20 protein-coding genes and 2 pseudogenes are annotated in these 25,968 nt (G+C 43.5%); 20 read left to right on the plus strand and 2 right to left on the minus strand.

All coding sequences use genetic code 11. The features are described from left to right. The first annotated feature begins 128 nt into the window (after positions 1 to 128). From AC1TO9_RS16680 to AC1TO9_RS16725, 10 genes and pseudogenes are all read left to right on the plus strand, one after another. Positions 129 to 3,299 (plus strand): GNAT family N-acetyltransferase, encoded by a 3,171-nt coding sequence (locus AC1TO9_RS16680; RefSeq protein ID WP_482059904.1) that lies wholly within the window; start codon positions 129 to 131, stop codon positions 3,297 to 3,299. Further along, positions 3,286 to 4,161: an amidohydrolase family protein gene (locus AC1TO9_RS16685; protein WP_482059905.1), complete on the plus strand. Its 876-nt coding sequence runs from the start codon at positions 3,286 to 3,288 to the stop codon at positions 4,159 to 4,161. The genes AC1TO9_RS16680 and AC1TO9_RS16685 overlap by 14 nt, the downstream gene beginning before the upstream one ends. A gap of 239 nt (positions 4,162 to 4,400) precedes the next feature. Beyond that, a complete protein-coding gene (locus tag AC1TO9_RS16690; RefSeq protein ID WP_482059906.1) occupies positions 4,401 to 5,285 on the plus strand; it encodes an ABC transporter ATP-binding protein in 885 nt (294 codons plus the stop codon). 274 nt (positions 5,286 to 5,559) lie between these two features. Beyond that, on the plus strand, positions 5,560 to 5,997 hold the full coding sequence (locus AC1TO9_RS16695; protein ID WP_482059907.1) for a hypothetical protein: 438 nt from the start codon (positions 5,560 to 5,562) through the stop codon (positions 5,995 to 5,997). A 226-nt stretch (positions 5,998 to 6,223) separates the two neighbouring features. Then, positions 6,224 to 7,516 (plus strand): hydroxylamine reductase, encoded by a 1,293-nt coding sequence (hcp, locus tag AC1TO9_RS16700; RefSeq protein ID WP_482059990.1) that lies wholly within the window; start codon positions 6,224 to 6,226, stop codon positions 7,514 to 7,516. A 470-nt stretch (positions 7,517 to 7,986) separates the two neighbouring features. Further along, the gene (locus AC1TO9_RS16705) at positions 7,987 to 9,225 is read left to right on the plus strand and encodes an RICIN domain-containing protein (protein ID WP_482059991.1); all 1,239 of its coding nucleotides are present in this window, start codon (positions 7,987 to 7,989) and stop codon (positions 9,223 to 9,225) included. 182 nt (positions 9,226 to 9,407) lie between these two features. After that, the gene (locus tag AC1TO9_RS16710) at positions 9,408 to 10,427 is read left to right on the plus strand and encodes an alpha/beta fold hydrolase (RefSeq protein WP_482059992.1); all 1,020 of its coding nucleotides are present in this window, start codon (positions 9,408 to 9,410) and stop codon (positions 10,425 to 10,427) included. 110 nt (positions 10,428 to 10,537) lie between these two features. After that, positions 10,538 to 10,999, plus strand: a pseudogene (locus AC1TO9_RS16715) (GH36-type glycosyl hydrolase domain-containing protein); the annotation flags it as partial. Positions 11,000 to 11,271: 272 nt separating this feature from the next. Beyond that, a complete protein-coding gene (locus AC1TO9_RS16720) occupies positions 11,272 to 11,442 on the plus strand; it encodes a glycosyltransferase (RefSeq protein ID WP_482057920.1) in 171 nt (56 codons plus the stop codon). 413 nt (positions 11,443 to 11,855) lie between these two features. Next, positions 11,856 to 14,657, plus strand: a complete 2,802-nt coding sequence (locus tag AC1TO9_RS16725) for a beta strand repeat-containing protein (RefSeq protein ID WP_482059908.1) — start codon at positions 11,856 to 11,858, stop codon at positions 14,655 to 14,657. Between the two features lie 308 nt (positions 14,658 to 14,965). On the opposite strand, the pseudogene AC1TO9_RS16730 reads toward AC1TO9_RS16725, so the two are convergent. After that, positions 14,966 to 15,256: pseudogene (locus AC1TO9_RS16730) on the minus strand (transposase); the annotation flags it as partial. Between the two features lie 173 nt (positions 15,257 to 15,429). Here AC1TO9_RS16730 and AC1TO9_RS16735 point away from each other — a divergent pair. The 10 genes from AC1TO9_RS16735 (at position 15,430) to AC1TO9_RS16780 (ending at position 24,978) form a co-directional block, all read left to right on the plus strand. After that, complete coding sequence (locus tag AC1TO9_RS16735) at positions 15,430 to 16,164, plus strand: AAA family ATPase (protein ID WP_482059993.1); 735 nt, start codon at positions 15,430 to 15,432, stop codon at positions 16,162 to 16,164. 425 nt (positions 16,165 to 16,589) lie between these two features. Beyond that, complete coding sequence (locus AC1TO9_RS16740; protein WP_482059909.1) at positions 16,590 to 17,261, plus strand: GntR family transcriptional regulator; 672 nt, start codon at positions 16,590 to 16,592, stop codon at positions 17,259 to 17,261. Positions 17,262 to 17,282: 21 nt separating this feature from the next. Then, the gene (locus AC1TO9_RS16745) at positions 17,283 to 18,449 is read left to right on the plus strand and encodes an amidohydrolase (RefSeq protein ID WP_482059910.1); all 1,167 of its coding nucleotides are present in this window, start codon (positions 17,283 to 17,285) and stop codon (positions 18,447 to 18,449) included. Between the two features lie 21 nt (positions 18,450 to 18,470). Next, the gene (locus AC1TO9_RS16750; RefSeq protein WP_482057981.1) at positions 18,471 to 19,514 is read left to right on the plus strand and encodes a methionine ABC transporter ATP-binding protein; all 1,044 of its coding nucleotides are present in this window, start codon (positions 18,471 to 18,473) and stop codon (positions 19,512 to 19,514) included. Continuing rightward, positions 19,489 to 20,148: a methionine ABC transporter permease gene (locus AC1TO9_RS16755; RefSeq protein WP_482057980.1), complete on the plus strand. Its 660-nt coding sequence runs from the start codon at positions 19,489 to 19,491 to the stop codon at positions 20,146 to 20,148. Before AC1TO9_RS16750 ends, AC1TO9_RS16755 begins: the two co-directional genes overlap by 26 nt. 30 nt (positions 20,149 to 20,178) lie before the next feature. Continuing rightward, on the plus strand, positions 20,179 to 21,198 hold the full coding sequence (locus AC1TO9_RS16760; RefSeq protein ID WP_482057979.1) for a uroporphyrinogen decarboxylase family protein: 1,020 nt from the start codon (positions 20,179 to 20,181) through the stop codon (positions 21,196 to 21,198). A gap of 11 nt (positions 21,199 to 21,209) precedes the next feature. Continuing rightward, entirely contained in the window at positions 21,210 to 22,037 is an 828-nt protein-coding gene (locus AC1TO9_RS16765; RefSeq protein ID WP_482059911.1) for a MetQ/NlpA family ABC transporter substrate-binding protein, read from the plus strand. Then, positions 22,037 to 22,861 carry a pyrroline-5-carboxylate reductase gene (gene proC / locus AC1TO9_RS16770; RefSeq protein WP_482059912.1) on the plus strand — a complete coding sequence of 275 codons (825 nt, stop codon included), beginning with the start codon at positions 22,037 to 22,039 and terminating at the stop codon, positions 22,859 to 22,861. The genes AC1TO9_RS16765 and proC overlap by 1 nt, the downstream gene beginning before the upstream one ends. After that, positions 22,861 to 23,628: a VOC family protein gene (locus AC1TO9_RS16775; RefSeq protein WP_482059913.1), complete on the plus strand. Its 768-nt coding sequence runs from the start codon at positions 22,861 to 22,863 to the stop codon at positions 23,626 to 23,628. Before proC ends, AC1TO9_RS16775 begins: the two co-directional genes overlap by 1 nt. Positions 23,629 to 24,300: 672 nt before the next feature. Continuing rightward, complete coding sequence (locus AC1TO9_RS16780; protein ID WP_482059914.1) at positions 24,301 to 24,978, plus strand: NAD(P)H-dependent oxidoreductase; 678 nt, start codon at positions 24,301 to 24,303, stop codon at positions 24,976 to 24,978. Between the two features lie 198 nt (positions 24,979 to 25,176). On the opposite strand, the gene AC1TO9_RS16785 is transcribed toward AC1TO9_RS16780, so the two are convergent. After that, positions 25,177 to 25,455 carry a restriction endonuclease gene (locus AC1TO9_RS16785; RefSeq protein WP_482059915.1) on the minus strand — a complete coding sequence of 93 codons (279 nt, stop codon included), beginning with the start codon at positions 25,453 to 25,455 and terminating at the stop codon, positions 25,177 to 25,179. Between the last annotated feature and the right edge of the window lie 513 nt (positions 25,456 to 25,968).

Consider the following 25,968-nt stretch of genomic DNA (forward strand, 5'->3'; position numbering starts at 1 on the left):
TTTATAGTATGATATGAGTATTGTTTATAGAGTTCGCCAGAGTAACCTGTGGCGAGAAACACAACTCCATTTGTGGAGGATAAATTTGAAGAGTACATACCTTTAGATGAAGCTAAGGAGATGAGAGAATGACAACAAATGATACCGTAGAACAAATTCGCATTATTGAATACGATCCTTCCTACGCTGGAGCGATCGCTGATATGTGGAATCTGAGCAACGAAAGTTGGGGAGGTGGCACCAAGCAGAGTACGGAGGAGACTGTACGTCGGGAGATGGAGATTTCGTCCAATCTTCATGAGTTTCTTGCGGTCGATGGGAAAGAGGTTATTGGCTTCTGTAGTTTCGCCCACTATCGTCAAGACGAAGGGGCCTTGTATGTACCGCTATTGAATGTACGACCTGATTATCACGGTTACAAGGTTGGTCGTAATCTCATCTTGAATGCTGTCCGCAAGACAGTGGAAGCGGAGTGGCCACGGCTGGATCTATTTACTTGGGCTGGCAACACCAAAGCCGTGCCCATGTATAAGAAATGTGGGTTCTTCTGGGAAAAGAATGAAGATTACGTCCACCTGATGAACTTCATTCCGACCGTATTGCAAACCGAAGCACTCGCTCCTTATTTTGAAGAGCTGGATTGGTATGCAGATAGCACCCGCGAGCTCGTCATCGAGCCGGATGGTCGTCGGGAGCGTGGATTCGACTACTTTGACTACACGTGGAGTAAGGGAGATGTCTCCGTGCGAGCGGAATTTGAAAAGACAGGTCGCGGACTGACAGCTCTCGACACGCCTGACTATACAATCTCCACCGAAATCGATGATCACGATCTTGTGTTCGGTTGCGCCTACAAGGTTCGCTATCGCATCAAGAACTGTTCGGCTTCTGAGCTGGCGATTGAGATCATGGGGCAGGACGATAAGAATATCCGATTTGCGCTGGCTACTGTTCAAACAATCGCTCCAGGAGAAACGGTCATCGTGGAGGGGGAATTCGAACTTGATCCGGTCCGGGAGGAGCAGAATGATAAGAAGACCCATCCTGTTGTCAAGAGCCAATGGGTTATTGGTGGTAAGCGAGCCGAGTTCCGTATAGGTATCGCTCCTAAATTCCCGGTAAAGATGAAGATAGCGCTACCAGTTAGCGAGCTTTATCCGGGTATTCCGACTGAGCTGTATCTGAATGTGGAGAACAATTTTGCTTCGGAAGCGGAGTTCGATTTTGAATGGCCAGAGGATGAATGCGTGGAATGGGCTGAGCGTGCGGTACGCTTCACAGTTCCAGCTAAGGGCAAAGCATCTATCCCGGTAACCTTGACCTTGCGGTCCTACGGACTCTACTCGAGAGAGGTTGAGGTGACGGCTGTCCCGGCAGACAGTAAGGTGGTCTCCTTCACAAGCAAGCTATCCGTCCTGATGAAGGGAACACACGGCCGCTTTGGTGGGGAATGCGGGGAACAATGGGTCGCCGTGAACGGCGCATTCTCCCTCCATCTTAACAAGCTCGAGAATAACATGTGGATCGAATATCCTGGTTCGCATCACAGTTTCTGGTGGAACTATCCGAAGCTGGGTAAACCGTTTGCAGAAGAATTCTCCAAGAAGCAGGCCAAAGAAGTGAAGATCTACTCGGAAGGGGAGAGTCAAGTTCTTGAAGCCCTCTACGAATCGGGAGACTTCCCTGGCCTGCAAATAAAGTCGGTCGCCAAGTTGTTCTCAAGTGGTATTGCCCAATTCCATCATGAAATCTGCAACACTAGTAGCAAAGAGCTGGAAGAGAATATGTATCTCCTGACGAATTTCGGGTTCTTCGGCAATCGACTCATCTTGCCATATCAGGGCGATTATATGGATATGGGCGACGCATATTCCAGTGATCCGAATCTTTGGGACAGTGCCCAGATCACGGAGAACTGGCTGTTCAACAAGGAAAAGAACTTCGCTTGCGGTATTTGTTGGGACCCTTCCCTGAAGCTGCTTCGCCCGGAATATCCACTTGGGCTGGAACATGATCTTGGTCGGATTTCCGGCGGAGCCGTCGTGCGGACGAAGGCGACTGTATTTGCACTGAACACCTTCGCCAAGTGGTGGGATTTCCGTTCCTTCGCTCGGAAGTTGCGGAATCCGATCGTACCCGTGCTGGAGAATCATCTAGAACTGACGCTTGGCGGTAGTAATCCATTCGTGGCTGAGCCTTTGAACGTAGAACTTATCGAAAGAAAGATGGTTCCGCTCGCAGGTAGCTTGGAACTGTATGTGCAAAACGGTGAGGGAACGGAGCGAAAGGTTGCCGACATGAAGTTGTTAAGGGAGCAGGATCTTCGTTCTGCAAGCTTTGAGTTCTCCCCTGAGGAAAAGCAAGATCCGGGAAATGGAGAATCAGGTTGTAAGATCCGGGCCATCTATCGCGGTGAGGATCGGGTTCAGGAACGGTCGGCTCTTTGGTTTCCTCATACGGAGTCAAGCGTTGTTTGTGAGATAGAGGAAAGTACGACAGGTCCCGTGTACACGGTGAACAACGGAGTCCTCTCCATAGCGGCTGCCCCCGGATTCGGTAGCGTTGTGCATTCCCTGAAGCATCAAGGCGAAGAATGGTTGGACAGTTCGTATCCGGAAGCGGCCCCGCGTTCTTGGTGGAATCCATGGTACGGTGGACTTGGCGTGGGTATCCACGGCATAGGTGGCTTTAGCCGACAGCAGGAGCGAAGAAGTGCGACCTGGGCGGAGCGGAGTGATGTGCATGGAAACATTTGGAAGGGACTCCGAATGACCACAGTCATCGAGAAGCAGGAAGCGAACCGGGGGATCACGATAAACCAGCATTACCTTATGCTGCCCGGTGTCCCTGTTCTCTGTGTGCTGCATTCGGTTACCAATGAAAGTGGCGTAGTTTTACCGCATTATTCGCTCTCGGACGATAATTTCTTCAAGCCTTCGCCTGTCTTCTCCGAAGGATGGTTGGAAAACCCAGGAGAGGAGAAGTTCCTTCTCGGGAATCTGGAAGTCAATCTTCAGTCCAAGGGACTCTTACGAATCGGCGCGGTATCTCGTCAGAACATGCTGCATGTAGTGAATAGTGATTACAATCAGAACTCATCAGCGTATGTGAACAACAAGGTGTTCTGTCATAGCGTGAATCACCATCTTTCCCTTAAGAATGGGGAAACCACCTGGACACAGCCGACTTTTCTAATCTTGGGTCGTATGGATCTGAATCTGGAGGATGTCCGTGACTTTCTGAAGCTGACCTTTACAAGCCCTACCGACAAAGAGGAGTCCGCACATGCCGATTATTGATATCCATATTCATCTTTCAGACATCGACAAATTTCATCAAACAGCGATCGATCTCTCCAAAGTCAATTATACCGCTACAGGACTCAAAGCGGAGTTTGACAAGAACAACGTCATTCTCGGCATTGGAATGGGTGTCAGCGAGCAGACGAAGGGGGCATTTCCCGATTCCAGTTCACCCAACCCAATGGGCCTAGATTTGGAAGACAGTGTTCCGCCATTCCTAATGGAATGTGTTGGTATCAATCCGAACAGGCTCGCGGGCAAGCACGCTTTGGAGGAGTTGGACCTGATCGAAGCGAGGCTGCAAGCTCCCGAGGTGGCGGGAATCAAGATATATGCCGGGTACTATCATCATTACGTCTATGACAAAATCTACACGCCGATCTATGAATTGGCTGCTAAGTACGATATGCCAGTGGTAATCCATACGGGCGATACCTACTCAATGAACGGATTGCTCAAGTACTCCCATCCGCTTACCGTAGATGAATTGGCCTATGAGCACCGCAATCTGAACTTCATGATCTGTCATCTGGGTGATCCTTGGGTGATGGATGCCGCCGAAGTAGTGGCCAAGAACCCTAACGTCTATGCGGATTTGTCTGGCCTTGTCGTCGGTGATCGACCCCATTTCGAACGGTTCATGAACGAACCGCTGTACATGGACCATTTCCGCCGGGCGCTCGTGTACTGTGATCATTACGAGAAAATGTTGTTTGGAACCGACTGGCCGCTCGCTCCGATCGACCTATATGTGGAATTCATCCGCCGGCTCGTGCCGGAGCAGCATCATGAGAAGGTATTCTACGAGAATGCATTTAGACTATTTCCACGTATCCAGGATCGGATCTCGATGCTATGAGAGCGTCAATAACGGCAGAGTAAGAGCATGATAAAGCGCGCGAGACTTAGAGCATAAGAAAGCAAGACATTCCCTGAGATACAGCCAAGGGGATGGCTTGCTTTTTGTTCAAATATAAGAAAGGATTGACTGATGAATTTGACAGAACCTACAATCAAATTAAAAACGATCAATCGTTCTATGAATGAGGTAGGGTTATAAATATTCAGGTGGGAGTTATATTCTAATGGGGGGATCCAATGGATACTATCATTCGTCTTGATCATATTAATAAGTTTTATACTCAACATCGGCCTATTCTCAAGGATATAAGCTTCTCCATTTTTAACAATCAGTCTATTGCATTTCTGGGGTGTAATGGATCGGGTAAAACCACTTTGCTAAAGATAATTGCAGGTCTTATTCGTCCTTCTACGGGTAAAGTGATCTATAATCCGTCTTCTCCATTACGTGTTGGGTTTGCTCCGGAACACTTTCCTAAGCCAAAGTTCACTGCTGAAGAGTACCTATATACAATGGGAAGGATACAGAAACTTTCTAAACCTTATCTCAATGAAAGAATAGGTGGTCTACTGGATAGATTCAACTTGAGAGAAACTCATAGTATCGCCTATTTTTCTAAAGGAATGACGCAAAAGGTTAATTTGTTGCAGGCTGTTTTGGGCAATCCAGACGTATTGATTTTGGATGAACCTCTTTCGGGATTGGATGTTGCGTCTCAGAGCGATCTGGCTGAAATGCTGAGTGTTTTTAAACAAGAGGGCATTACGATTATTATGTCCTGCCACGAAACGGACTTGCTGAATCAAATTGCTGACCGTGTCATCGTTATTAATAGTGGAGTGGTCGAATCAGATAATCCATACTTACGAGAAATCGAATCTGCAGTCAGAATAGTGTTCTCAAACCCGAAACCTGAAGAAAGTAATGAAGTCACAGATTGGTTGCCCCTAGAGTATATTCAAAAGTTAAAGAATGGCAACGAACTTATCGTAAAAGAGGAAAATAGTGACTTCGTGCTGTACTGTCTGTTAGAACGGAAGTACTCCATCCTTTCAGTAGAACGAGATTATAAACCCACTGACATAAGAAAGGTTATTCATCATCGAGAGGAAAGGGGGTGAATTTTCGGTGAGTTTGATTGTATTTTTGTTTAAGAGTTATTTTCGATCCTATAGATATTTCCCGATTTTTCTTTGCTACTTCATAGGTGTAATGATGCTTTATTCATATAGACCTAATCCAGTAATGGATAGCTATGCTATATCCTCAATCTTTCTTTATTTTATTTCTACTTGGTTATGTTCCAGTTTTCTTTCTTCAATGAATGAGGTTCAGGAGCAGATTACGTCTTTGCATGCAGGTAGTATTCAAACCTATCTAGTCGGGAGAACAGTAATGATTTTTTTGCTTTGTACCTCCTTAAGTTTATTTGCAATGGTATATCCTATAGTCACGAATATGTTTGATCAATCGGTAACATGGATGCAGTGGTTGACAGCATTCGCAGTCCATATTGAAATGTCCCTGTTAGGAATGCTCATAGCACTATTCTTTAATAAGACTTTTGTGAAAAATACAAGCCTCTCGATTAGTGGGATGCTTTTGGTATTAATCGTAACGTTGGCGATGCAAGGTCTAGTTAATTCTGCAGGTTCGGGATTCTCGTTACTGTTCTGGGTGCTGCCTCCTGCCGTTGAAACGTTCACTACTCTTATGAACTATGATAAGCAATCAGCATTGAAATCGGCTGTAACATTATCGGTCTCGTTTGCATATTTCGTGCTCTTGTTCTACGTATATCTTAAGCTACAAATTAAAAAAATGTATGAGTAGATGCTGTCTTCGTATCCCCAAAGATCTATTATTAGTGGAATCCACGGAACATCCTACTCAAGCCATCGAAACGATCGGTAAAGTCCACGATGGTCGACAATTTCCCAAGTTCCATCTGCGTGTATTTATAGTTTGTGATTGTAAGCACAAACTTATGTTTGTAGCTCTGTTACGCTATGAATATCAACGAAAATACCAGTTATATGGATATATGGAGGATATGGATATGTTTTGTTACCAGTGTGAACAGACACCGAATGGTGGGTGTACGATAGTTGGCGTGTGTGGCAAGAATGAAACGATAGCGAGCTTGCAGGATACGATGATTTTTGCGTTAAAAGGGATTGCAGCCTACGCTACACATGCTAGGCAGTTAGGATATAGCGATCCAGAAGTGGATCGGATCACCCACGAAGCCTTGTACATGACCTTGACCAATTCCAACTTTAATACGCAAGAGCATCTGGAGATGGCCATGAAGGTCGGGAATGCAGCGGTGCGGATCATGGATGTGCTAGATCGCGCGCATACAGATCGCTTTGGTATTCCGCAGCCGATTACAGTCAGCCAGAATAAAATTGAAGGTCAATGTATTGTGGTGACAGGACATAATTTGTATGCATTGGAGGAGTTGCTACGGCAGACAGAGGGAATGGGTATCAACATCTATACCCACTCGGAAATGCTACCTGCTCATGGGTATCCTGCGTTGAAGAAGTACAGTCATTTGAAAGGCAACATCGGCAAAGCGTGGTATGATCAGCGCAGACTATTCGAGCGCTTTCCCGGTGCGATTCTTGCAACGACGAATTGTGTAATGCCGATTAAAGGAACGTATGCGGATCGCTTCTTCTCTTATGAAGTAGCGGGGCTAGAAGGTGTTGCGAAGATTATGGATGACGATTTCTCTCCACTAATTGAGCGTGCTCTATCGTTAGCTGCGGCAGATGTAGAGTCAGAGAGTGTTCTCACGACTGGATACCACCATGAGACCGTGATCGGACTCGCTCCCGAGATCATTCAAGCAGTCAAAGCCGGGCATATCCGTCGCTTTTTCGTCATCGCAGGGTGTGATGCACCAGGTCCAGGCGGTAATTATTACCGTGAGTTAGCGACATCCTTGCCGAACGATACTGTCATTTTAACCACTTCTTGTGGGAAATTCCGCTTTAATGATGTAGATTATGGCACGGTGGGAGATACGGGCATTCCGCGTTATATTGACCTTGGACAATGCAACAATTCCGGTTCTACTGTAAAAATTGCTCTGGCTTTGGCTGATGCTTTTGAATGTACCGTGAACGAACTACCCATCAGCATCGTGTTGTCTTGGTTTGAGCAAAAAGCAGTTGCTATCCTGCTAGGCTTGTTCAGCCTCGGTATTAAGGACATCCGCATTGGACCGAAGCCACCTGAGTTCATTTCGCCCGGCGTGCTGGATGTTCTGGTAGAGACTTTTGGATTGAAGTTGATTACTTCAGCCGCAGAGGATATGAACGCGATGTTGGCGCTGTCCTAAGGGGCTATAGTATTTGAACGTGACTGAAGTAATACAACTTTTGAAGAAAGTAACATACCACTCGAAATATTCTCGTGCTTATTACCATTAAAGACACTAACTCCTCGTTAGTGTCTTTTTAGTAAGGCAGTCATTCACTCGAAAGGTATGAGTATCAAAATGATACTTTTAATGGATAATAGCCAAATTTAGGTATGAAAAGAAGGTGAACAAGTATATAATCAGGTAAAGACAGAAATGGTAGCGCTATCATTTATAGCTATTAAGGGAAATAATCAATGGAAAACCTTCTCTGCATACCTTAAGGCTTCGTAACATATTAATCCGGTTTCAAGTGCGCGACCGCGCGGCGTGCATTGAAATAATCATGAAATAAGAGAGGTGATGTCTAAAAGGCTCATCATGAGCAAAGTGTTGTCTCATACGCTCCTAAGTTATTAAAAAATTCATTTGAGAAGGAGAGGGAAATGATGTTGAAAAGAGGGAAATTGCTAAGTCTATTGTTGGTATTCATACTCTTGATAACTTTTCTACCTACTACGGAATCAAATGCAGCTACAAGTTGGAATTTGGCATGGAGCGATGAATTCGATGGAACTTCACTGAATACTGCAAATTGGAAGGCTGAAGTTGGTACCGGTAGCAGCGGCTGGGGAAACAATGAGCTACAATATTATACGAACCGAACACAGAATTTGCAGGTTACTGGTGGAAATCTCGTAATCAAGGCGCAAAAGGAATCTTATGGGGGTATGAATTATACTTCTGCACGGATAAAGACACAGGGATTGAAAAGCTTTACCCATGGAAAAATCGAAGCAAGAATCAAGCTGCCCTCAGGACAGGGACTCTGGCCGGCGTTTTGGATGCTGGGAACGAATGTTGATTCAGTGGGCTGGCCCAAAAGTGGGGAAATAGACATTATGGAACGTGTAAACAATAACGCCAATGTCAATGGCACTGTGCACTGGGATGCCAATGGGCACGCCGAATATGGACAAGTATCCGGAAATCTTGATTTTTCCCAGTACCACGTGTACAGCATTGAGTGGGATTCGAGTTATATAAAGTGGTTTGTGGACGGAACCCAGTTTAATGCCTTCTATATCGAGAATGGAACTGGAAATACGGAGGAATTCCAAAAGTCATTCTTCATTCTTCTAAATCTAGCCGTGGGTGGAAATTGGCCCGGAAGTCCCAATAGTTCAACCTCATTTCCAGCGCAAATGATGGTTGACTATGTACGTGTGTATCAGGCAGGTTCTTCGTCAAATGTTATCAGCGATGGTACTTACATTTTAGGCTCCAAGACCAGTGGTAAGGTGCTGGATGTAGTGGATGTTTCCACAGCGAACGGGGCGAAAATTCAGCAATGGACCAACTTTAGTACCAACAATCAGAAGTTCAAGGTGGAAAGTACAGGAGATGGCTACTACAAGCTTACGGCTGTACACAGTGGAAAAGTGTTGGATGTGCCAAGTTCCTCAACCTCAAGTGGTGTACAACTTCAGCAGTGGGAAAACAATGGTTCCAATGCCCAAAGGTGGAGTATAATTGATGTAGGAGGAGGCTATTACAAGCTTATTTCCAAAGTAAGTGGATTAGCAATGGATATATCCGGATCTTCTTCGGCAGATGGCGCAGCGGTCCAACAGTGGACAGACAACGGAACGGACGCGCAGAAATGGTTATTTACCAAAGTTAACTAATACCGTTTCATCAGACTTAAATATATTTGTCTGAATACCGTATCCCCGTTTCTGGAAATTAACTCTTGCGGCGGGGGTACAATATTTTGAATATGTATTATACTGTAAGAGTACATATCTTAGATACAAATTAAAAAGATGGATACTATCCAACTTTAAGGAGCCGTTACATGCGCAGGAAGATGTCAAAAATATTAAAACGTAGCTTGTTTATCATCATTATAATAGCTGTACTAGGTTTGGTATTTCCTACATGGACACCACAAATTAAAGGCAAGAACAGCATCAGTGTACTAGATCAGGTCCAAATCAACGGTGAAGGACATGAGATCATGATTAGAGGAGTCGATCGGAGCAATCCGATCATGATCTTTGTACATGGAGGTCCAGGCGTCTCCGAGATTCCGTATGTGAGAAAATATCAGGAGGAGCTTGAGCAGCATTTTACTATCGTTCATTATGACCAACGTGGAAGTGGGAAGTCATATCATTTTTTTGAGGACTATTCGAATCTGACAACCGATTTACTTGTTGATGATTTACTGGCATTAACAGATTATGTTACAACGAAATTAGATCAAGATAAAGCTCTGCTGATTGGACATTCGTTCGGAACTTATATTGGGATGAAGGCTGCTGCTAAAGCGCCTGATAAATTCAAAGCATACATAGGAATAGGACAAATGGCGGATACGATTCAGAGTGAACTGGATAGCTTGGAATACACTATTGAACAGGCACAGCAAGCGGGAAACTTGGATGAAGTGGAAAGTTTAGAGCTTCTTCGAGACCCTATCGAACGAGGGGAGGAGTACACACCCAGAAATCTTGTTCAGAAATATGGTGGTTCAGCAAGACTCATCAACGATAACAAAGATTATTACTTGGGGTTACTGCTGAATCCTGAGAATAATGGGCTCGATGTGATTCGCTCAATCAAGGGGATATCCAATTCACAACGATTCTTGATGAAGGAAGTATTAACAAACCATATCACCGATATTGTTGAGCGCTTGGAAATACCCACATATTTTGTTATGGGACAATATGATTACATGACATCTATGGAATCGGCAAAAGATTACTTCGATATACTAGATGCACCAGTAAAGGAATTCGTACGATTTGAAGAATCAGCTCATTATCCGCAGTTTGAGGAGAAGGAGCGCTTTGTTGAATGGATAATGAGGTTGGGTTTTTAGGTTATTAGTCATTGGTCAATGGGCGGAAGAGGAAAGGGGATGCGTTAAGCCAACAGAGTGTGAACGGTGCCATGCCGGATGGTATTATTCTACATGAGGATGCTGAATTGAAACAGCGTAAGCTGATTCAAGCTGCTAAGGAGCAATTAGAAACACCTTATGGAGTTGAGAAGCTAGCACCATCTTATACAGCAATGCGAGAGGATGTAGGTAAAGTAACGCAGAAACATCAAGGAACCGCAGAGAATGGGGCGGTATATAATCACGCTGCAGCATTTTATATCTATGGGTTGTACGCCGTAGGAGAGAAGGATAATGCCTATCGTTTACTTCGAAAAATGATTCCAGGACCCAATTCAGAGTACATTATTAGACGAGGTCAATTGGCTGTATTCATACCTAATTATTATAGAGGTGCATATAGACAAATTCCGCATACTGCTGGACGTTCCAGCCATTTATTTAATACAGGAACCGTTCCATGAGTTTATCGCTGTTTGATTGATGGTCTATTTGGACTACAGGGTAATAAAGAAGGTATTCATATCCAGCCTCAGTTTCCTTCTGAATGGCAATTCACACAGAGAGACTTCTCATGAGTTCATTGAACTTGTGAGAGGTCTCTTTTTGTTGCTTGGTAACAACCCCGTGCTCTATGAGCAAATGTCATAAGTAACAGAAAACTGCCCTAGACATATATTTAGTATTACATGAGTCTCTAATTTCTAACTCATTTTGTGTTGCTTATTCTCAATGTCGAACTATGAATAAATGGGAGGATATACAATCGTGGATAATAATTCGGAGGAACTTAAGAAGTTGACACTCTGTATGATCGTACGAAATGAAGAGGAAAGACTTGCGCAATGCTTCAGTCTATTCTTACGAGTGGAATGATGACTTCGCGGCTGCACGTAATTATGGTCTAGAGAAGAGCACAGGAGATTGGGTGCTCTGGCTTGATGCTGATGAAGAAGTGGAGGGAGAAAGTGTTGAATTATTACGAAATGTGTAAAAAAAAATAAGTATTGGTTGGGTAGTGTACAAATCATCAACTATTATGGTCCTCTTCCAGCTAGCTATAATCAGTCGCACTTGCTAGCACAGTATCGGCTCTTCCGTAATAATTCTAATCTCCGCTTTCGTAATGCCGTTCATGAGCTATTAGATATATCCAAATTAGGTTTAACTAAACAATCCGCGAAATTGGAAAAAAGGAATGGATTCTTACGGATAAATTAGATCTTATATTACGAGCAATTCAAGAGTGAATAACTAAAGTAGTATAGTGCATCCAGTGATAGTGGACAAGATTAAAATATAAATCTAGTATCCAAGAAGATATCTTCCCCATTATGGAAAAAACACAAACAACAGAATGATAGTTTACATATGATAGAGCATCCCACAAGTAAAGGAGTTATAAATATGTCACAAGCTAATATTCCGAATATTACTCCCAGCATTTCAGTAACACGTGACGATGCAATAACGTTGCTATTATCATCAATAGCGATGGAAGAATTAGGACTGAGTCACATTATTAATGCAGAGGGGGAGAAGCTTCAATATGTTCTGGGGACATTACCTGGTATTACTGGCCCTGGAGCAACGATAGCAGATCTTTTAAATGTAAATGAAAGTGTACGTGACACACTAAGAGAAACGATTAAAAAGGAATGGATCTTAACGAATAAGTTAGAAGCCGTTCTGTCTGCTCCTACATTGTTGGGACCAACAGGACCTACAGGATCTACAGGTCCATTTGGAGGACCAACAGGACCAACAGGACCTACGGGTCTAACAGGCCCAACAGGCCCAACAGGTCCAACTGGAGAATTTGATCCACAAGAGCCTTTGTTCATTATTGAAGGTCCGCTGGGTGATGTAGCAACGATGTTAGTGGGTGAAACATTATCCTTTGTATCTACGACGTTAGATATTGAGGTTACTCAAGGTTCTACAATCGTCGCTATTAATTTACCAATAGTTCCAACAGGAGCAACCGGAGCAACTGGTGAAACAGGTGAGACTGGGGCAACAGGTGAAAGAGGAGCAACCGGAGTAGATGGAGCAACAGGTGCAACCGGAGCAGACGGAGCAACAGGTGTAACCGGGGCAGACGGGGCAACAGGTGCAGACGGAGCAACAGGTGCAACCGGAGCAGATGGAGCAACAGGTGCAACCGGAGCAGATGGAGCAACAGGTGCAACCGGAGCAGATGGAGCAACAGGTGCAACCGGAGTAGACGGAGTAACAGGTGCAACCGGAGCAGACGGAGCAACAGGTGCAACCGGAGCAGATGGAGCAACAGGTGCAACCGGAGCAGACGGAGCAACAGGTGCAACCGGAGCAGACGGAGCCACAGGAGCAACGGGAGCAGATGGAGCAACAGGTGCAACCGGAGCAGACGGAGCAACAGGTGCAACCGGAGCAGACGGAGCCACAGGTGCAACCGGAGTAGACGGAGCAACAGGTGCAACCGGAGCAGACGGAGCAACAGGTGCAACCGGAGCAGACGGAGGAACAGGTGCAACCGGAGCAGACGGAGCCACAGGTGCAACCGGAGCAGACGGAGCAACAGGTGCAACCGGAGCAGATGGAGCAACAGGAGCAACTGGAGAGACTGGAGCAACTGGTGAAACAGGTGAGACTGGGGCAACAGGTGAAAGAGGAGCAACGGGAGCAGATGGAGCAACAGGAGTAGATGGAGCAACAGGTGCATCAGGAGCAACGGGAGCAGATGGTGCAACCGGAGCAGACGGAGCCACAGGTGCAACCGGAGCAACGGGAGCAGACGGAGCCACAGGTGCCACAGGTGATACCGGAGCAACAGGTGATACAGGTGCCACAGGTGATACCGGAGCAACTGGTGAAACAGGAGCAACTGGTGATACCGGAGCAACTGGGGATACCGGAGCAACAGGCGATACCGGAGCAACAGGTGATACCGGAGCAGACGGTGCAACAGGTGCAACCGGAGTAGACGGAGCAACAGGTGCAACCGGAGCAGATGGAGCAACAGGTGCAACCGGAGCAGATGGAGCAACAGGTGCAACCGGAGCAGACGGAGCAACAGGTGCAACCGGAGCAGACGGAACAACAGGTGCAACTGGAGAGACTGGAGCAACTGGTGAAACAGGTGAGACTGGGGCAACAGGTGAAACCGGAGTAGACGGAGCAACAGGTGCAACCGGAGTAGACGGAGCAACAGGAGCAACCGGAGCAGACGGAGCCACAGGTGCCACAGGTGATACAGGTGCCACAGGTGATACAGGTGCAACAGGCGATACCGGAGCCACAGGCGATACCGGAGCCACAGGTGATACCGGAGCAACTGGTGATACAGGTGCAACTGGAGCAACAGGTGATACCGGAGCAACAGGCGATACCGGAGCAACTGGTGATACAGGTGCCACAGGAGATACCGGAGCAACAGGTGATACCGGAGCAACAGGTGATACCGGAGCAACAGGTGATACCGGAGCAACAGGTGATACCGGAGCAACAGGCGATACCGGAGCAACAGGCGATACCGGAGCAACAGGCGATACCGGAGCAACAGGTGATACCGGAGCAACAGGCGATACCGGAGCAACAGGTGATACCGGAGCAACAGGTGATACCGGAGCAACAGGCGATACCGGAGCAACTGGTGATACAGGTGCCACAGGCGATACCGGAGCAACAGGTGATACCGGAGCAACAGGAGATACCGGAGCAACAGGTGATACAGGTGCAACAGGTGATACCGGAGCAACAGGTGATACTGGAGCAACTGGAGATACCGGAGCAACAGGTGATACCGGAGCCACGGGAGATGTCTTTACCGATGTAAATGCTTTTGCTGCTAATACTTCTGGTGCAGTAATTGCAGTTCTCCTTGGTGGTACTAGTATTCCGCTTCCTGATGATCATATTTTAAACGGAATAACAATTAATGGAGCGAGTACAATCATCACGATCCCAACTGCTGGAACGTATATGATATCTTATCAAATCAACCTGACTGCAGCTTTAGCTGTAAATTCACAGCTTCTAATTAATGGCACAGCATTGACGCCTTCGATTGTCAATCCACTCATAAACTTATCAAGCTTTAATAGTACCGTTATAACGGTTCTAGGGGCAGGAACTACTGTGCAATTGCAATTATTCGGTCTAATAGGTGCGGCAACGCTCCTTGGTGGCGGTGTAGGTGCGGCGTTAACGATCGTTCGAGTTTCATAAATAAGGATTCCTTCTAAAGAGGATTTTCTCTGCAGACTGTAAATATTCACTACGTAAAAACATTAAAAAAACGTATGTTCTGTCATAAGAACATACGTCTTTTTTCTGCCTCGAGAATAGGATGAATCTTATGGTTTAGTTAAAGACTCGAACCTCAAAGGTGGATGCATGTAAACAGATGCCTCAATGTAGCTAGGGTTGTATAGTGAATCGGTATGCCACAATCATTCAGATCGATGGTCCATTGTTCTGAAAAAGGGCTCACTCTTCCATCTATGTCTATATAAACTGTAGTATGCATCGCTTCTTTGCCAGCTTAAAAGGGTACTATGGCTAGCAATATTAAATATAGCAGCCGTTTCTCTCGCTGACGTCCCATTCTCGTTCATATAATGAAGTACGTCTAGTTTATCCTGTACAGAATACAGTGTATAGCCCTCTTTAAAAGCCTCATCACCATGATGTTCATATTGTTTAATCCATTTGATGAATACGGAATGATGGACACCGATTGATTTCGCAATCGTCTTAAGACTTTCTACTCCATTTAGATAACGGCAGACTGCTTGTCTTTTTTGATCTGTACTGAACTTGGTCATAGAAAAACTGCACCTCCAATGGTTAGTTTTGTCTAACAATCGGGGTGCAGTTCACAGAGAAGTCGGTTTTTTAATGTAAAATTGTAGAAGGCGACTATGGTAACATAAGAAGATCAGTATATTACAATGATTATATTTTCTGCATGGCAGAAAAATGGTGGGGAGAGGGTATCTTGTTCTTACGAAGTCTAGAGATTATGAGGAAAAATGACATTAACGATAGCGACTATCCGTTTTCTATTTCAGCTATAAAGAATCTGGACACTCTTGAATTCAAGAGCAATATTACCTTCCTTGTTGGAGAAAATGGTTCAGGAAAATCGACTATCCTAGAGGGAATAGCCTATCAATGTGGGTTTAATACGGCAGGTGGTGGAAGGAACAACACCTATGAGGTAGATGCTGCTCAATCTGTCCTAGGTGATCATATACGCTTGTCTTGGATGCCCAAGATTACAAACGGCTTTTTTCTGAGAGCGGAAACCTTTTATCAATTTGCATCTCATCTAGATACTATGCCAGAGAGTTTGAGATCTTATGGGGGGCTATCCTTACATGAGCAATCACATGGTGAGGCTTTTCTGTCTCTCTTTAACAATCGTTTTGGGAAAAAGGCAATCTATTTACTAGACGAGCCAGAAGCAGCACTTTCACCAGCACGGCAATTAGCATTATTACGTATCATGAAGGATTTGGAAAATGAAGCCCAGTTCATCATAGCAACTCATTCTCCGATCCTTCTCGGTTACCCAGATGCACAGATACTTAACTTCGATGAACACCCCGTTGGGGAAATTAGGTATGAAGATACATTACACTACATCATCACTAGACGTTTTCTCGAAAATAGAGAGTCAGTACTTCATGAGCTATTCAGTGATTCAGATGATGAAAGTGATGATGAGTAACTAATACAGCATGCAAGTGGTAACTGACACACCTCCAAAAATATTAATGGGTCGTAAAAAGAAACCCGAAGGATTCTTTAAAAAGTCCCCTATAGAATAGACCTTATAAAAGGTCTATTCTATAGGGGACTTTTCATTTGTGGTTGTAGTTTTTTTTATGTTGAGAGTGCACTTATTTGTTAATACCCACTTGACTAGGTGGAATAATAGGAATATAGTATAAAAAAGCTTGATTGGGATGAAATAAATTTACAAATAACAATGTATTCAACATATTAGATTTTATAAAAGTAATATAGGCTAGGCGTAGCAACGTGGTAAAGATAAAGAGTGGTACTGAATTTCAAATTAATAATTGTATACAATTATACAAATATATTGTTGGGTTCGTACCTCACAGATGATTGATGAGGAGTAGTAAAGATATGGTGATACGATCACGAAGGTTGTCAAAGGATAATACCTACTATGCATTAAAAGAAAAAATTATTGATAGTGAGTTAGAGCCGAATCAACCTGTACATGAAGAAAATTTAGCAGCGCTAATCGGGGTCAGTCGCACGCCACTAAGAGAAGCAATACAGAGATTAGAGATCGAGGGTTTTCTCGTGCGGCAGCCGAATGGAAGGCTACGGGTAGCTTCAGTAACCCTTAAAGAGGTTGAAGAAATATTTCTTATTCGCAGCATGCTTGAAGGCTATATTGCAAGAAGTGCAGCTAAGCATGCTACAGATAAGGATATTGTCAATTTAACGACGTTGATCACAAAAATGAAACAATCCTTTCAGCTTGGCGACAGTCAGAATTTTGTATCCTACGGCTTTGAGTTCCATGATTATTTATCTGAAATCAGTGAACTTACAACATTCGAGAAAGTTCTGAATCAACTAAGAGATCATTCTCTTCGCTATTGTCGATTCGTCTCCATGCATGGGGATTGGAACACGCAGGCAGATGTAGAACATGATCTTATCTTGCAAATGATAGCTGACAAAAATGAAGATGGTGCAGAAAAAGCCATGCGTGATCACATTTTAAGCAGTCTATCTACTGCGCTCGAGCGTATTAAAGGGATTGAAGAAAAATTGGAAGCATAACGAAAGGGGAGCACTTCACCTATGAATCCACTAAATGAGGTTGATCAAGCTTTAGCAAATCAATTAATAGACGTTCGAAGAAATTTACATCGTGAGCCTGAACTAGCATATGAAGAATTTAAAACGACAGAGAAACTACGGAAGTGGCTGACAAATGCCCATATTCATATTCTAGACCTCCCGTTACAAACCGGACTTATCGCAGAAATTGGACAGGGTGACGGTCCCATTGTGGCCATTCGCTGTGATATTGATGCACTTCCGATAGAAGAACAAACTGAATTGCCTTTTGCCTCTGAGATTCCTGGGAAAATGCATGCATGTGGTCACGATTTTCACACGGCTACTATTTTGGGTGCTGCCTTCTTGTTGAAGGATCGTGAAAGTGAATTACCTGGAAGGGTTAGAGTGTTGTTCCAGCCAGCAGAAGAAACAGGACACGGAGCGGAAAGTGTTTTAGCATCAGGAGGTCTCGAAGATGTAGCTGCTATATTTGGTTTACATAATTCACCAGACTTACCTACAGGTGTGTTTGGAACAAGAACGGGAGCTTTAACAGCAGGTGTCGATCGGTTTGAAATCACTGTAAAAGGTGTCGGCGCTCATGCTGCTACTCCTGAAAAAGGTGTGGATAGCATTCTGATTGCGGCTCAAATCATTACAGCGTTACAAACCATAATAAGCCGCCAAAACAGTGCTATGGAGCCGATTGTGTTAAGTGTTACCAGAATTAACGGGGGCTTCACATGGAATGTATTACCGGAAAAGGTTGAATTAGAAGGTACGGTTCGAACTCATAATGAAGAGATTCGTCGCCTCATTCCCATCCAAATGACTCGAATAATTGAAGGGATTGCTGCAGCAGCTGGAGCAGAGGCACAATTGCATTGGTATCCAGGTCCACCAGCAACTATAAATGATGGCGAATGGGCTGACTTTACTAAAGAAATCGCCTTGCATGCTGGATATGATGTACACGATATCCCACCGCAAATGGGAGGAGAAGATTTCTCATTATATTTACAGCGGATACCGGGTGCTTTTGTAAATATAGGAACCGGACCGGCCTATGCTTTGCATCACCCTCGATTCGATGTTGATGAGGCTGCGATATTACCAGCTGCTAAATATTTTGCATCATTGGCAGAACAAGCACTGTTGAAGCTGATAGAGAATCCTAAATCCTAAATATGACTGGGGGGAATGTAAATGATTGAATTAAAGAATGTTTACAAAACATTCACTCGGAAAGGGATCACTATTGATGCGCTGAAAGGGATCGATTTAAAGGTCGAAAAGGGCGATATATTTGGAGTTATCGGCTATAGTGGTGCGGGGAAAAGCACATTAATTCGGTTAGTCAATTATTTGGAAAGACCCACTAAAGGACAGGTGATGGTTGCTGGGCATGATTTGGGAACATACAACGATAAAGAGCTACGAGCTGCTAAGAAGAATATAGGCATGATTTTTCAACATTTCAATCTATTAGAATCTAAAAAAGTATTTGATAATGTAGCGATCCCTCTCGTTCTACTAAAAAAGAATAAAAATGAAATACGCCAGCGGGTACTGGAGCTACTTGAGTTTGTTGGATTAAGTGACAAAGCGGGGAGTTATCCGAGTGAATTATCAGGTGGACAGAAACAGCGTGTCGGAATTGCCAGAGCGCTTGCCTCGAATCCGTCTATCCTTCTCTGTGATGAAGCGACATCTGCTTTAGATCCACAGACGACACATTCTATTCTACAGCTTTTAAAGAAAATCAATGCTGAATATAACATTACAGTGATGATCATTACACATGAAATGTCTGTCATTCAAGAGATTTGTAACAAGGTGGCGGTGATGGAAGAGGGCCGGATTATTGAACAAGGAAGCGTTCTCGATGTATTCGGACGTCCCAAACATCAGGCTACGCAAAATTTCGTGAAGACGGTTATTCAAAATAGCATTACACCAAGCGTACAAAAATCCATCAAAACAGAACCCGGAAGTCTGATTTATAAACTTAATTTTGTGGGGGAAAGGGCCTCTGAACCTATCCTGTTTGAGATGATTCGCTCCTATGATATAAAGGTCAATATTTTATTTGCGAATACGACGGAGATTCAAGAAACAACATTGGGAACAGTGATTATTCAATTCGATGGTGAGACATCAGAGATTAACAATGCTTTATCTTTCTTGACAAGAAATGGAGTAGGCGTAGAGGAGGTAGAATCTAATGTTTTCGACAACAGTAACAGGTGAGCAATTTATGAAGGCGATTATAGAAACGATTCAAATGGTAGGCATCTCCTTGTTTGTGGGCTCCCTGATAGGGATCCCATTTGGGATATTTCTTGTAATCACTCGTCCTGGTGGGGTGTTGGAGAACAAAGCGCTTTACGCCATACTAAATCCGATTATCAACATCATTCGTTCTTTGCCTTTTATTATTCTACTAGTTGCGATTGTGCCTTTCACACGATTGATTGTTCATACTTCGATTGGGACAAGCGCAGCGATCGTACCGCTCATTATCTATATCGCACCTTATATAGGACGTTTGGTAGAGAACTCCTTGCTTGAAGTGAACCCAGGAATTCTTGAAGCTGCTGAGGCGATGGGAGCTACTCCGTTTCAAGTCATATGGTACTTTTTGTTGCCAGAGGCCGTTGGATCATTAATCCTGTCTTTGACAACTGCGACGATTGGTTTGATAGGTGCAACTGCAATGGCCGGAACGGTAGGGGGCGGCGGCGTCGGCGACTTGGCTATCGTATATGGATACCAACGATTTGACACTGTTGTCGTAGTAGCTACCGTAATTATTCTTATTATTTTAGTGCAAGGCATTCAATCTTTAGGCAACACGTTAGCTAGAAAAATTCGCCGTTACTAGCCATTATATATTCTAGGAGGGAATCGACAGATGAGTGAATGGAGCAAGCAAGATAGATTTAAAGCGATTTTATCGGGAGAACGAGCAGATCGTCCAATTGTGAGTGGATGGCGCCATTTTATCGACAAAGAACAAAATGCTGATGATTTAGCACAAACTACAATTTCTTTTACGAAAAAATATGATTGGGACTGGGTCAAGATTAATCCAAGAGCGACTTATTTAGCGGAAGCATGGGGTAATCAATACGACTTTACGGATTATGAGACCGTATTTCCGAGGCAGCAAACGACTGTCATTGAAGCAGCGGCTAATTTATGGGATCTAGAAGTCAAAAAGGCTGCACATACAGCACCCTTGGCAGAGCATTTAGATGCGGTTAGGCAAATTCGTCAAGGCTTACCAGATACGCCTCTAATCCAAACGGTGTTCTCACCATTAACTGTATTGCTATTTATTGCAGGCCGTTCTGCTTATGTTACAAAAACGGTGTTTGGCATTGAGCACCCTGTAACGTTGGAATCCTTGTTTAAGGAACATCGAGCGGCAGCACACCATGCGTTACATGCGATTTCATTAACGTTAGCTGATTATGTACAAGAGCTGCAGCAAGCAGGTTCTGACGGTTTGTTCTACGCAGTGACGGGCACAGCTCACCCAGGATTATTCGATGAAGCTATGTTTGATGAGTTCTCGAGACCCTATGATTCTATCGTTTTAGAAGCCGCAAGCTATGGCAAAAACATTCTTCATACTTGCGGTGCCCATGCCCAACCTGAGAAATTCAACGATTATCGGATTGATGGGATCAGTTGGGATACTATAGCCGAGGGGAACCCAGGTTTAGATGCAAACCTTAAAGCGACTAAAGTAGGTGGAGTCGATCATGGGTTGTTTGCTGTAAACAATATTGCAGAAATTAAGCAGCAGGCTGAAGAAGCATTGACGTTAATGAAAGATCAGCCGTTTATTCTTTCTCCCAATTGCGCAATTCCACTAAATGTGACGGATGACGCGTTGGAACAACTAAAAAAATCTGTATTTGAATAGGAGAAGAAGATATGAAAAAGTTAATGATAGTATTGATGATTGGTGTTCTAGCAGTGTTGACAGCTTGTGGTAATAATCAAGCGGATAATACTGGAGATAAGAAGAAGCTTACCTTTGGATTTGGTGTGGGAACCTATGAGGAACAATTTCGTCAATCGATTCTACCGATCCTAGAGGAACAAGGTTATACCGTTGATATTAAAACCTTCTCGCAAAACATGCAGGTTAATCCAGCGATGAAGGAAGGCTCTATTGACGCAAGTATATTCCAAAGTACAGTGTATATGGGGGCAATCAACGAAGAAATTAATGCGGATATGGTAGGAATCGCTTATGTGCCAGGTGCTCCACAGGGTCTTTATTCTGTAAATCATACGACACTAGACGATGTTAAAGATGGTACAACCGTAGCTGTTCCGAACGATCCGGTGAACCAAGAACGTGCACTGCGTATTCTGGAAGAATTGGGTTGGGTCAAAATTAAAGAAGGGGCAGGCGTAGCTGATTTTAACATTAACAGTATAGAATCGGATAAATATGATATTGATATCAAAATATTGGACCCGGCACAAATCCTAGTTTCACTTCAAGATGTTGATTATGGTGTTGTAAACGGTAATTATATTGCTAATTCGGACAGAAAGATTACGGATGCCTTGAAAATAGAAAATACGCCCATGGAACATAGAATTATCGTATCGGTTAATAAAAAGGATGAAGATTCTCAGTGGGCTAAAGACTTGAAAGCAGCTTATGAATCTAAAGAGTTTGAAGAATATATTGTTGGAATAGAGAAATATGATGGTTTCATCCTGCCTGAAGCTTGGGAGAACAATTAATGAAGGAAGTGAACGGAGTGACAAAAGAAAAGATTCATTTTATTGGTGGTGGACAGATGGCGGAAGCTATCATTCGCGCATGTATATCCAATAACACCCTATCCGTTGACCAAATCAGTGTTTCAGACATTAATGAGTCCCGTCTCCAGTTTTTGAATACCCAATACGGAGTAGATACGGGGAGTTCGCAAGAGCATAGCTTGTCTACAGCACATATAATTGTAGTTGCAGTTCGCCCACAGGATGATTTAACTTCACTTGGACAAATCGTCCAACAATTCGCTTCATCTGCTGCTGCAATTGTATCGATTGTAGCGGGTGTGACGAATGATCAGTTAGCTGGTTATTTTGGAGCTAACCGGCCCATTATCCGGGTCATTCCTAATACATTGACTGATACAGGGTACGGATATAGCGGAGTAGCGTTAAATGCTTACGCGACTCGTGATCAAGTGGAGCATTTCTTACTCGGATTTGGAAAGGTACAATATTTGGATGAGGCATTAATGGATGTTTTCACTGGATTTGGTGTGGCTGGCCCTAACTATATCTATTATTTCATTGAATCTCTTGTGGATGCAGGTGTGCTTGCCGGACTACCGCGTGAGCAAGCTTGGAAGGTTGCACTGGAGAATATGATGGGATCGGTAGCTATGTTGCAGCAGACAGGGCTGCATCCAAGACAACTTCTTGATATTAATAATTCACCTGGTGGTGTCGGGATGCATGGCTTGTACGAATTGAACAACAGTGATTTCGCAGCCGGCTTGCAAAGAAGTGTACTAGCAGCCGTAAAGCGTACTACTGAGCTGGGAGTGAAATAATGATGGCAACGGTGAAATGGGATCATTTAGTGCACTACGTCAATGATCTGGCCAAACCGGTTGAAATCTTCGGAGATCATGGTTTGGTTGCTTTTAAGGGAGGTTCGCATAAAGATTGGGGAACCTACAATGCCTTAAGCTATTTTGGGCTAACCTATCTCGAATTTCTGGGCATTGAGAACCTAGAGTTAGCAAAGGCAACGGAACATAATCTTGTGGTGAAAGATGCGGTAAGACTTTTACCGGAGCATGAAATCTTAAGCAGAGTAGTTATCCGGACGGATGATATTGAAGAAATAGCTGCTTCCCTCAAAGTAGCAGGCTTATCATTATCTCCTATAATCGATGGTAAGCGTCTAGATAACGAGGGCAGATTAATAGAGTGGCGTATGATGACTATTGATGGCGACTTTGAGGGACTGGTCTATCCGTTCATCATTCAATGGAGCGGAACAGATGCAGAGAGATTGGAAAGATTAACATCATCTGGAGTTATCCAGCCCCATCCTGCGGGGCATGTCGAAATCGTGCGCGCTGTATTCCACGTCTCCAATCCTGCAGCTACCGCTAAACATTGGGGGACGATATTCGGACTTCCTGTGACGGAGTCAGAGTGCGATACCTTCAGCCTTACGATTGGTGATAAGTCGTTTGCTTTCGTACAAGGAGACGAGAACCAATTCAAGCAGGTGATTTGTGAAACGGATTCGATAGCACTAAAAGGGAAGACCATTCAGATTGGTGAAGGAGAATATGTTTTCGTTTAAAGGTGATTCAATTAATTAGAGGCTTCCGCGGCTTTATGCTAGCGGGAGTTTTTTGAAATATAAGAAAGTATATATTTTATTAGAATGGAGATATGGACTCGAACATCTTAAAAAAAATCTTTTTCGATAAACATCAAGAGCATATTCGGCCGAATGTCCGCAATATTGATATCTAATGATGTGGTTTCGAAATGAGGTGGAACTTTGTGTGAAAAAACGTATATAAGGTTGTATGAATCATACATTGGATCAAACTTGTGTGAAAAATCATACAAACAGCCGCATTGTACGGCAATAGCATCCTTTTTGTTCGAAAAATCATATAAATCAAATCGTAAATCGTATTGTAAGAAGTCGATCTTTAGATCGACTTTTCTTATTGAGGAGAAAGAGGAGGTGTTCCATCCGAGAGGGAATAGGAGGCCGGAGTAACACCACTTATTTAATTGAAAATAAGGAACCGAGCTGTGTGCTGCGTTGTTATGATACGCATAGGGACTATGAAAAGATTGAATTTGAGCATTTTCTCAAAAATAAGAAGATGGTACTTCATGAGCTATTGAGTGATTCAGATGATCAAAGTGATGAGGTATAACAAATGTATTTTTTGAAAAATGTGATAATATAGCTGTTGAAGCGTGAAACTTAAGAATGAGTAAAGGAGTTTATATATTGAGTGATATAGACGTAAAGAAAAATGAGATTCTATCGGCGTTCCGATTTCGACACGCCACTAAAGATTTTGATCCTAATAAGAAAATAAGTGATGCTGACTTTAAGTACATATTAGAGACAGGTCGATTATCTCCAAGCTCGTATGGCTTTGAACCTTGGAAATTTGTCATTGTGCAAAATAAGGACGTTCGTGCTAAGTTAGCGGAGTATGCTTCAGGCGCTAGAAGACAATTATCAACAGCAAGTCATTTTATGATTATTCTGTCAAGATTGCCGAAAGATATGGTTGCAAGTTCTGATTATATTCAGGGAATGATGGAGAGTGTTCAGAAGTTGTCACCCGAAACTGCACAGGGGAAGCAGACCACCTATGACCATTTTTTGAAAACAGGGTTTGCGATTGAAGATGATCCGAGAGTGATGTTCGAATGGGCCTGCCGTCAAACTTATATTGCATTAGGAAACATGATGACTGCTGCCGCATGGGTTGGTATCGATTCTTGCCCAATTGAAGGATTTAATAGAGAGAAGATCAGTGATGTATTAGTTGCAGAAGGAATAATGGACCCTGAACATTTTGGTGTTTCTGTTATGGCTGCTTTTGGCTATAGATTACATGACCCAGCTGAAAAGACACGTCGATGCGCACAGGAAGTAGTTGAGTGGGTGGAATAAAGCTAAATTTGATAGGAGATATGCAACGAGAGAAGAATGAAATGCATCATAGATTTTTCAATAATAGGTGTAATCTTCGAAACAGCAACGCGTGCAGGCGGTTGGAGCAGTGCGGTTACTTCTTGGGTATAGAGCTAATTATTGACTCACGTGTACATGTTATTGATGAGATATTTGTGTGAATCAATTATTATAGGATTACTGAAGTGAAATGAAGCTATGAAAGAAATGACCAAATGAACAACTCTGTGACCATCCACATTCATTTCTTAGAGACGTTCGTAAATTGGAATAGCTACTTCTAATGTAATGCTTGAATTGCACGATAATATTATGTGTGTAAGTATTGTCTGTTAAATCAATACCACCATCTCTTCCCCTCGAAAATAAACGCAAGGAAGTGGAGAGTTTTTTCTCCATTACATCTTTACATAGATCTTCAAATTCGACGTCATTTAAATTGTGATAATCAAACATTTTATTCACCCTCACGTTAAGCAATTGGTTAATTGCAATAATTTATATTAATATCGTTAATGGTAAGATATTCATAATTAGTATAACCTATATTAGGGTAAGTCGTGATGCAATATGGGGAAATATCCTTAAGCTCGAAATAGCTTAAAAGGGAGGTGATGCGCCATGACAACGCAAAAAGTACCTAATAGACTAGCCCTATTTACAGCAACACGCGCATAATCCGGTGAACTGATTCCCTTGGTCGGAAGTTGCTTTTAACAAAGCCGAACAGGAAAACAAACCTATCATCCTATCTATTCTGATTGGGGGTTTATTTCACAAGAATGAAGCCTATTACAAACAGACCGAGCAGCTCTTTCGACATTTATTTAATAGAATAAGCAGCCAAATGATATCTACACCTAGAATCGAATGTCCAAGCCCTGCAATATGTGACAAGCAACTGATATCGTCACCGTTTATTTGTAGCATATCGCGAGTAGCCCTGGCACCAGAAATGCAAACAATACC

It is taken from the genome of Paenibacillus sp. Y916 (assembly GCF_056786435.1).

What these genes read in the sequence shown, in the direction of transcription:
- AC1TO9_RS16705 (WP_482059991.1), top strand. Translation starts at nt 7,987, where the DNA reads ATGTTGAAAAGAGGGAAATTGCTAAGTCTATTGTTGGTATTCATACTC.
- AC1TO9_RS16710 (WP_482059992.1), top strand. Translation starts at nt 9,408, where the DNA reads ATGTCAAAAATATTAAAACGTAGCTTGTTTATCATCATTATAATAGCT.
- AC1TO9_RS16785 (WP_482059915.1), bottom strand. Translation starts at nt 25,455, where the DNA reads ATGTTTGATTATCACAATTTAAATGACGTCGAATTTGAAGATCTATGT.
- AC1TO9_RS16685 (WP_482059905.1), top strand. Translation starts at nt 3,286, where the DNA reads ATGCCGATTATTGATATCCATATTCATCTTTCAGACATCGACAAATTT.
- AC1TO9_RS16745 (WP_482059910.1), top strand. Translation starts at nt 17,283, where the DNA reads ATGAATCCACTAAATGAGGTTGATCAAGCTTTAGCAAATCAATTAATA.
- AC1TO9_RS16750 (WP_482057981.1), top strand. Translation starts at nt 18,471, where the DNA reads ATGATTGAATTAAAGAATGTTTACAAAACATTCACTCGGAAAGGGATC.
- AC1TO9_RS16765 (WP_482059911.1), top strand. Translation starts at nt 21,210, where the DNA reads ATGAAAAAGTTAATGATAGTATTGATGATTGGTGTTCTAGCAGTGTTG.
- AC1TO9_RS16755 (WP_482057980.1), top strand. Translation starts at nt 19,489, where the DNA reads ATGTTTTCGACAACAGTAACAGGTGAGCAATTTATGAAGGCGATTATA.
- AC1TO9_RS16690 (WP_482059906.1), top strand. Translation starts at nt 4,401, where the DNA reads ATGGATACTATCATTCGTCTTGATCATATTAATAAGTTTTATACTCAA.
- AC1TO9_RS16740 (WP_482059909.1), top strand. Translation starts at nt 16,590, where the DNA reads ATGGTGATACGATCACGAAGGTTGTCAAAGGATAATACCTACTATGCA.
- AC1TO9_RS16775 (WP_482059913.1), top strand. Translation starts at nt 22,861, where the DNA reads ATGATGGCAACGGTGAAATGGGATCATTTAGTGCACTACGTCAATGAT.
- AC1TO9_RS16760 (WP_482057979.1), top strand. Translation starts at nt 20,179, where the DNA reads ATGAGTGAATGGAGCAAGCAAGATAGATTTAAAGCGATTTTATCGGGA.
- hcp (WP_482059990.1), top strand. Translation starts at nt 6,224, where the DNA reads ATGTTTTGTTACCAGTGTGAACAGACACCGAATGGTGGGTGTACGATA.
- AC1TO9_RS16680 (WP_482059904.1), top strand. Translation starts at nt 129, where the DNA reads ATGACAACAAATGATACCGTAGAACAAATTCGCATTATTGAATACGAT.
- AC1TO9_RS16720 (WP_482057920.1), top strand. Translation starts at nt 11,272, where the DNA reads ATGAAGAGGAAAGACTTGCGCAATGCTTCAGTCTATTCTTACGAGTGG.
- proC (WP_482059912.1), top strand. Translation starts at nt 22,037, where the DNA reads ATGAAGGAAGTGAACGGAGTGACAAAAGAAAAGATTCATTTTATTGGT.
- AC1TO9_RS16695 (WP_482059907.1), top strand. Translation starts at nt 5,560, where the DNA reads ATGATTTTTTTGCTTTGTACCTCCTTAAGTTTATTTGCAATGGTATAT.
- AC1TO9_RS16725 (WP_482059908.1), top strand. Translation starts at nt 11,856, where the DNA reads ATGTCACAAGCTAATATTCCGAATATTACTCCCAGCATTTCAGTAACA.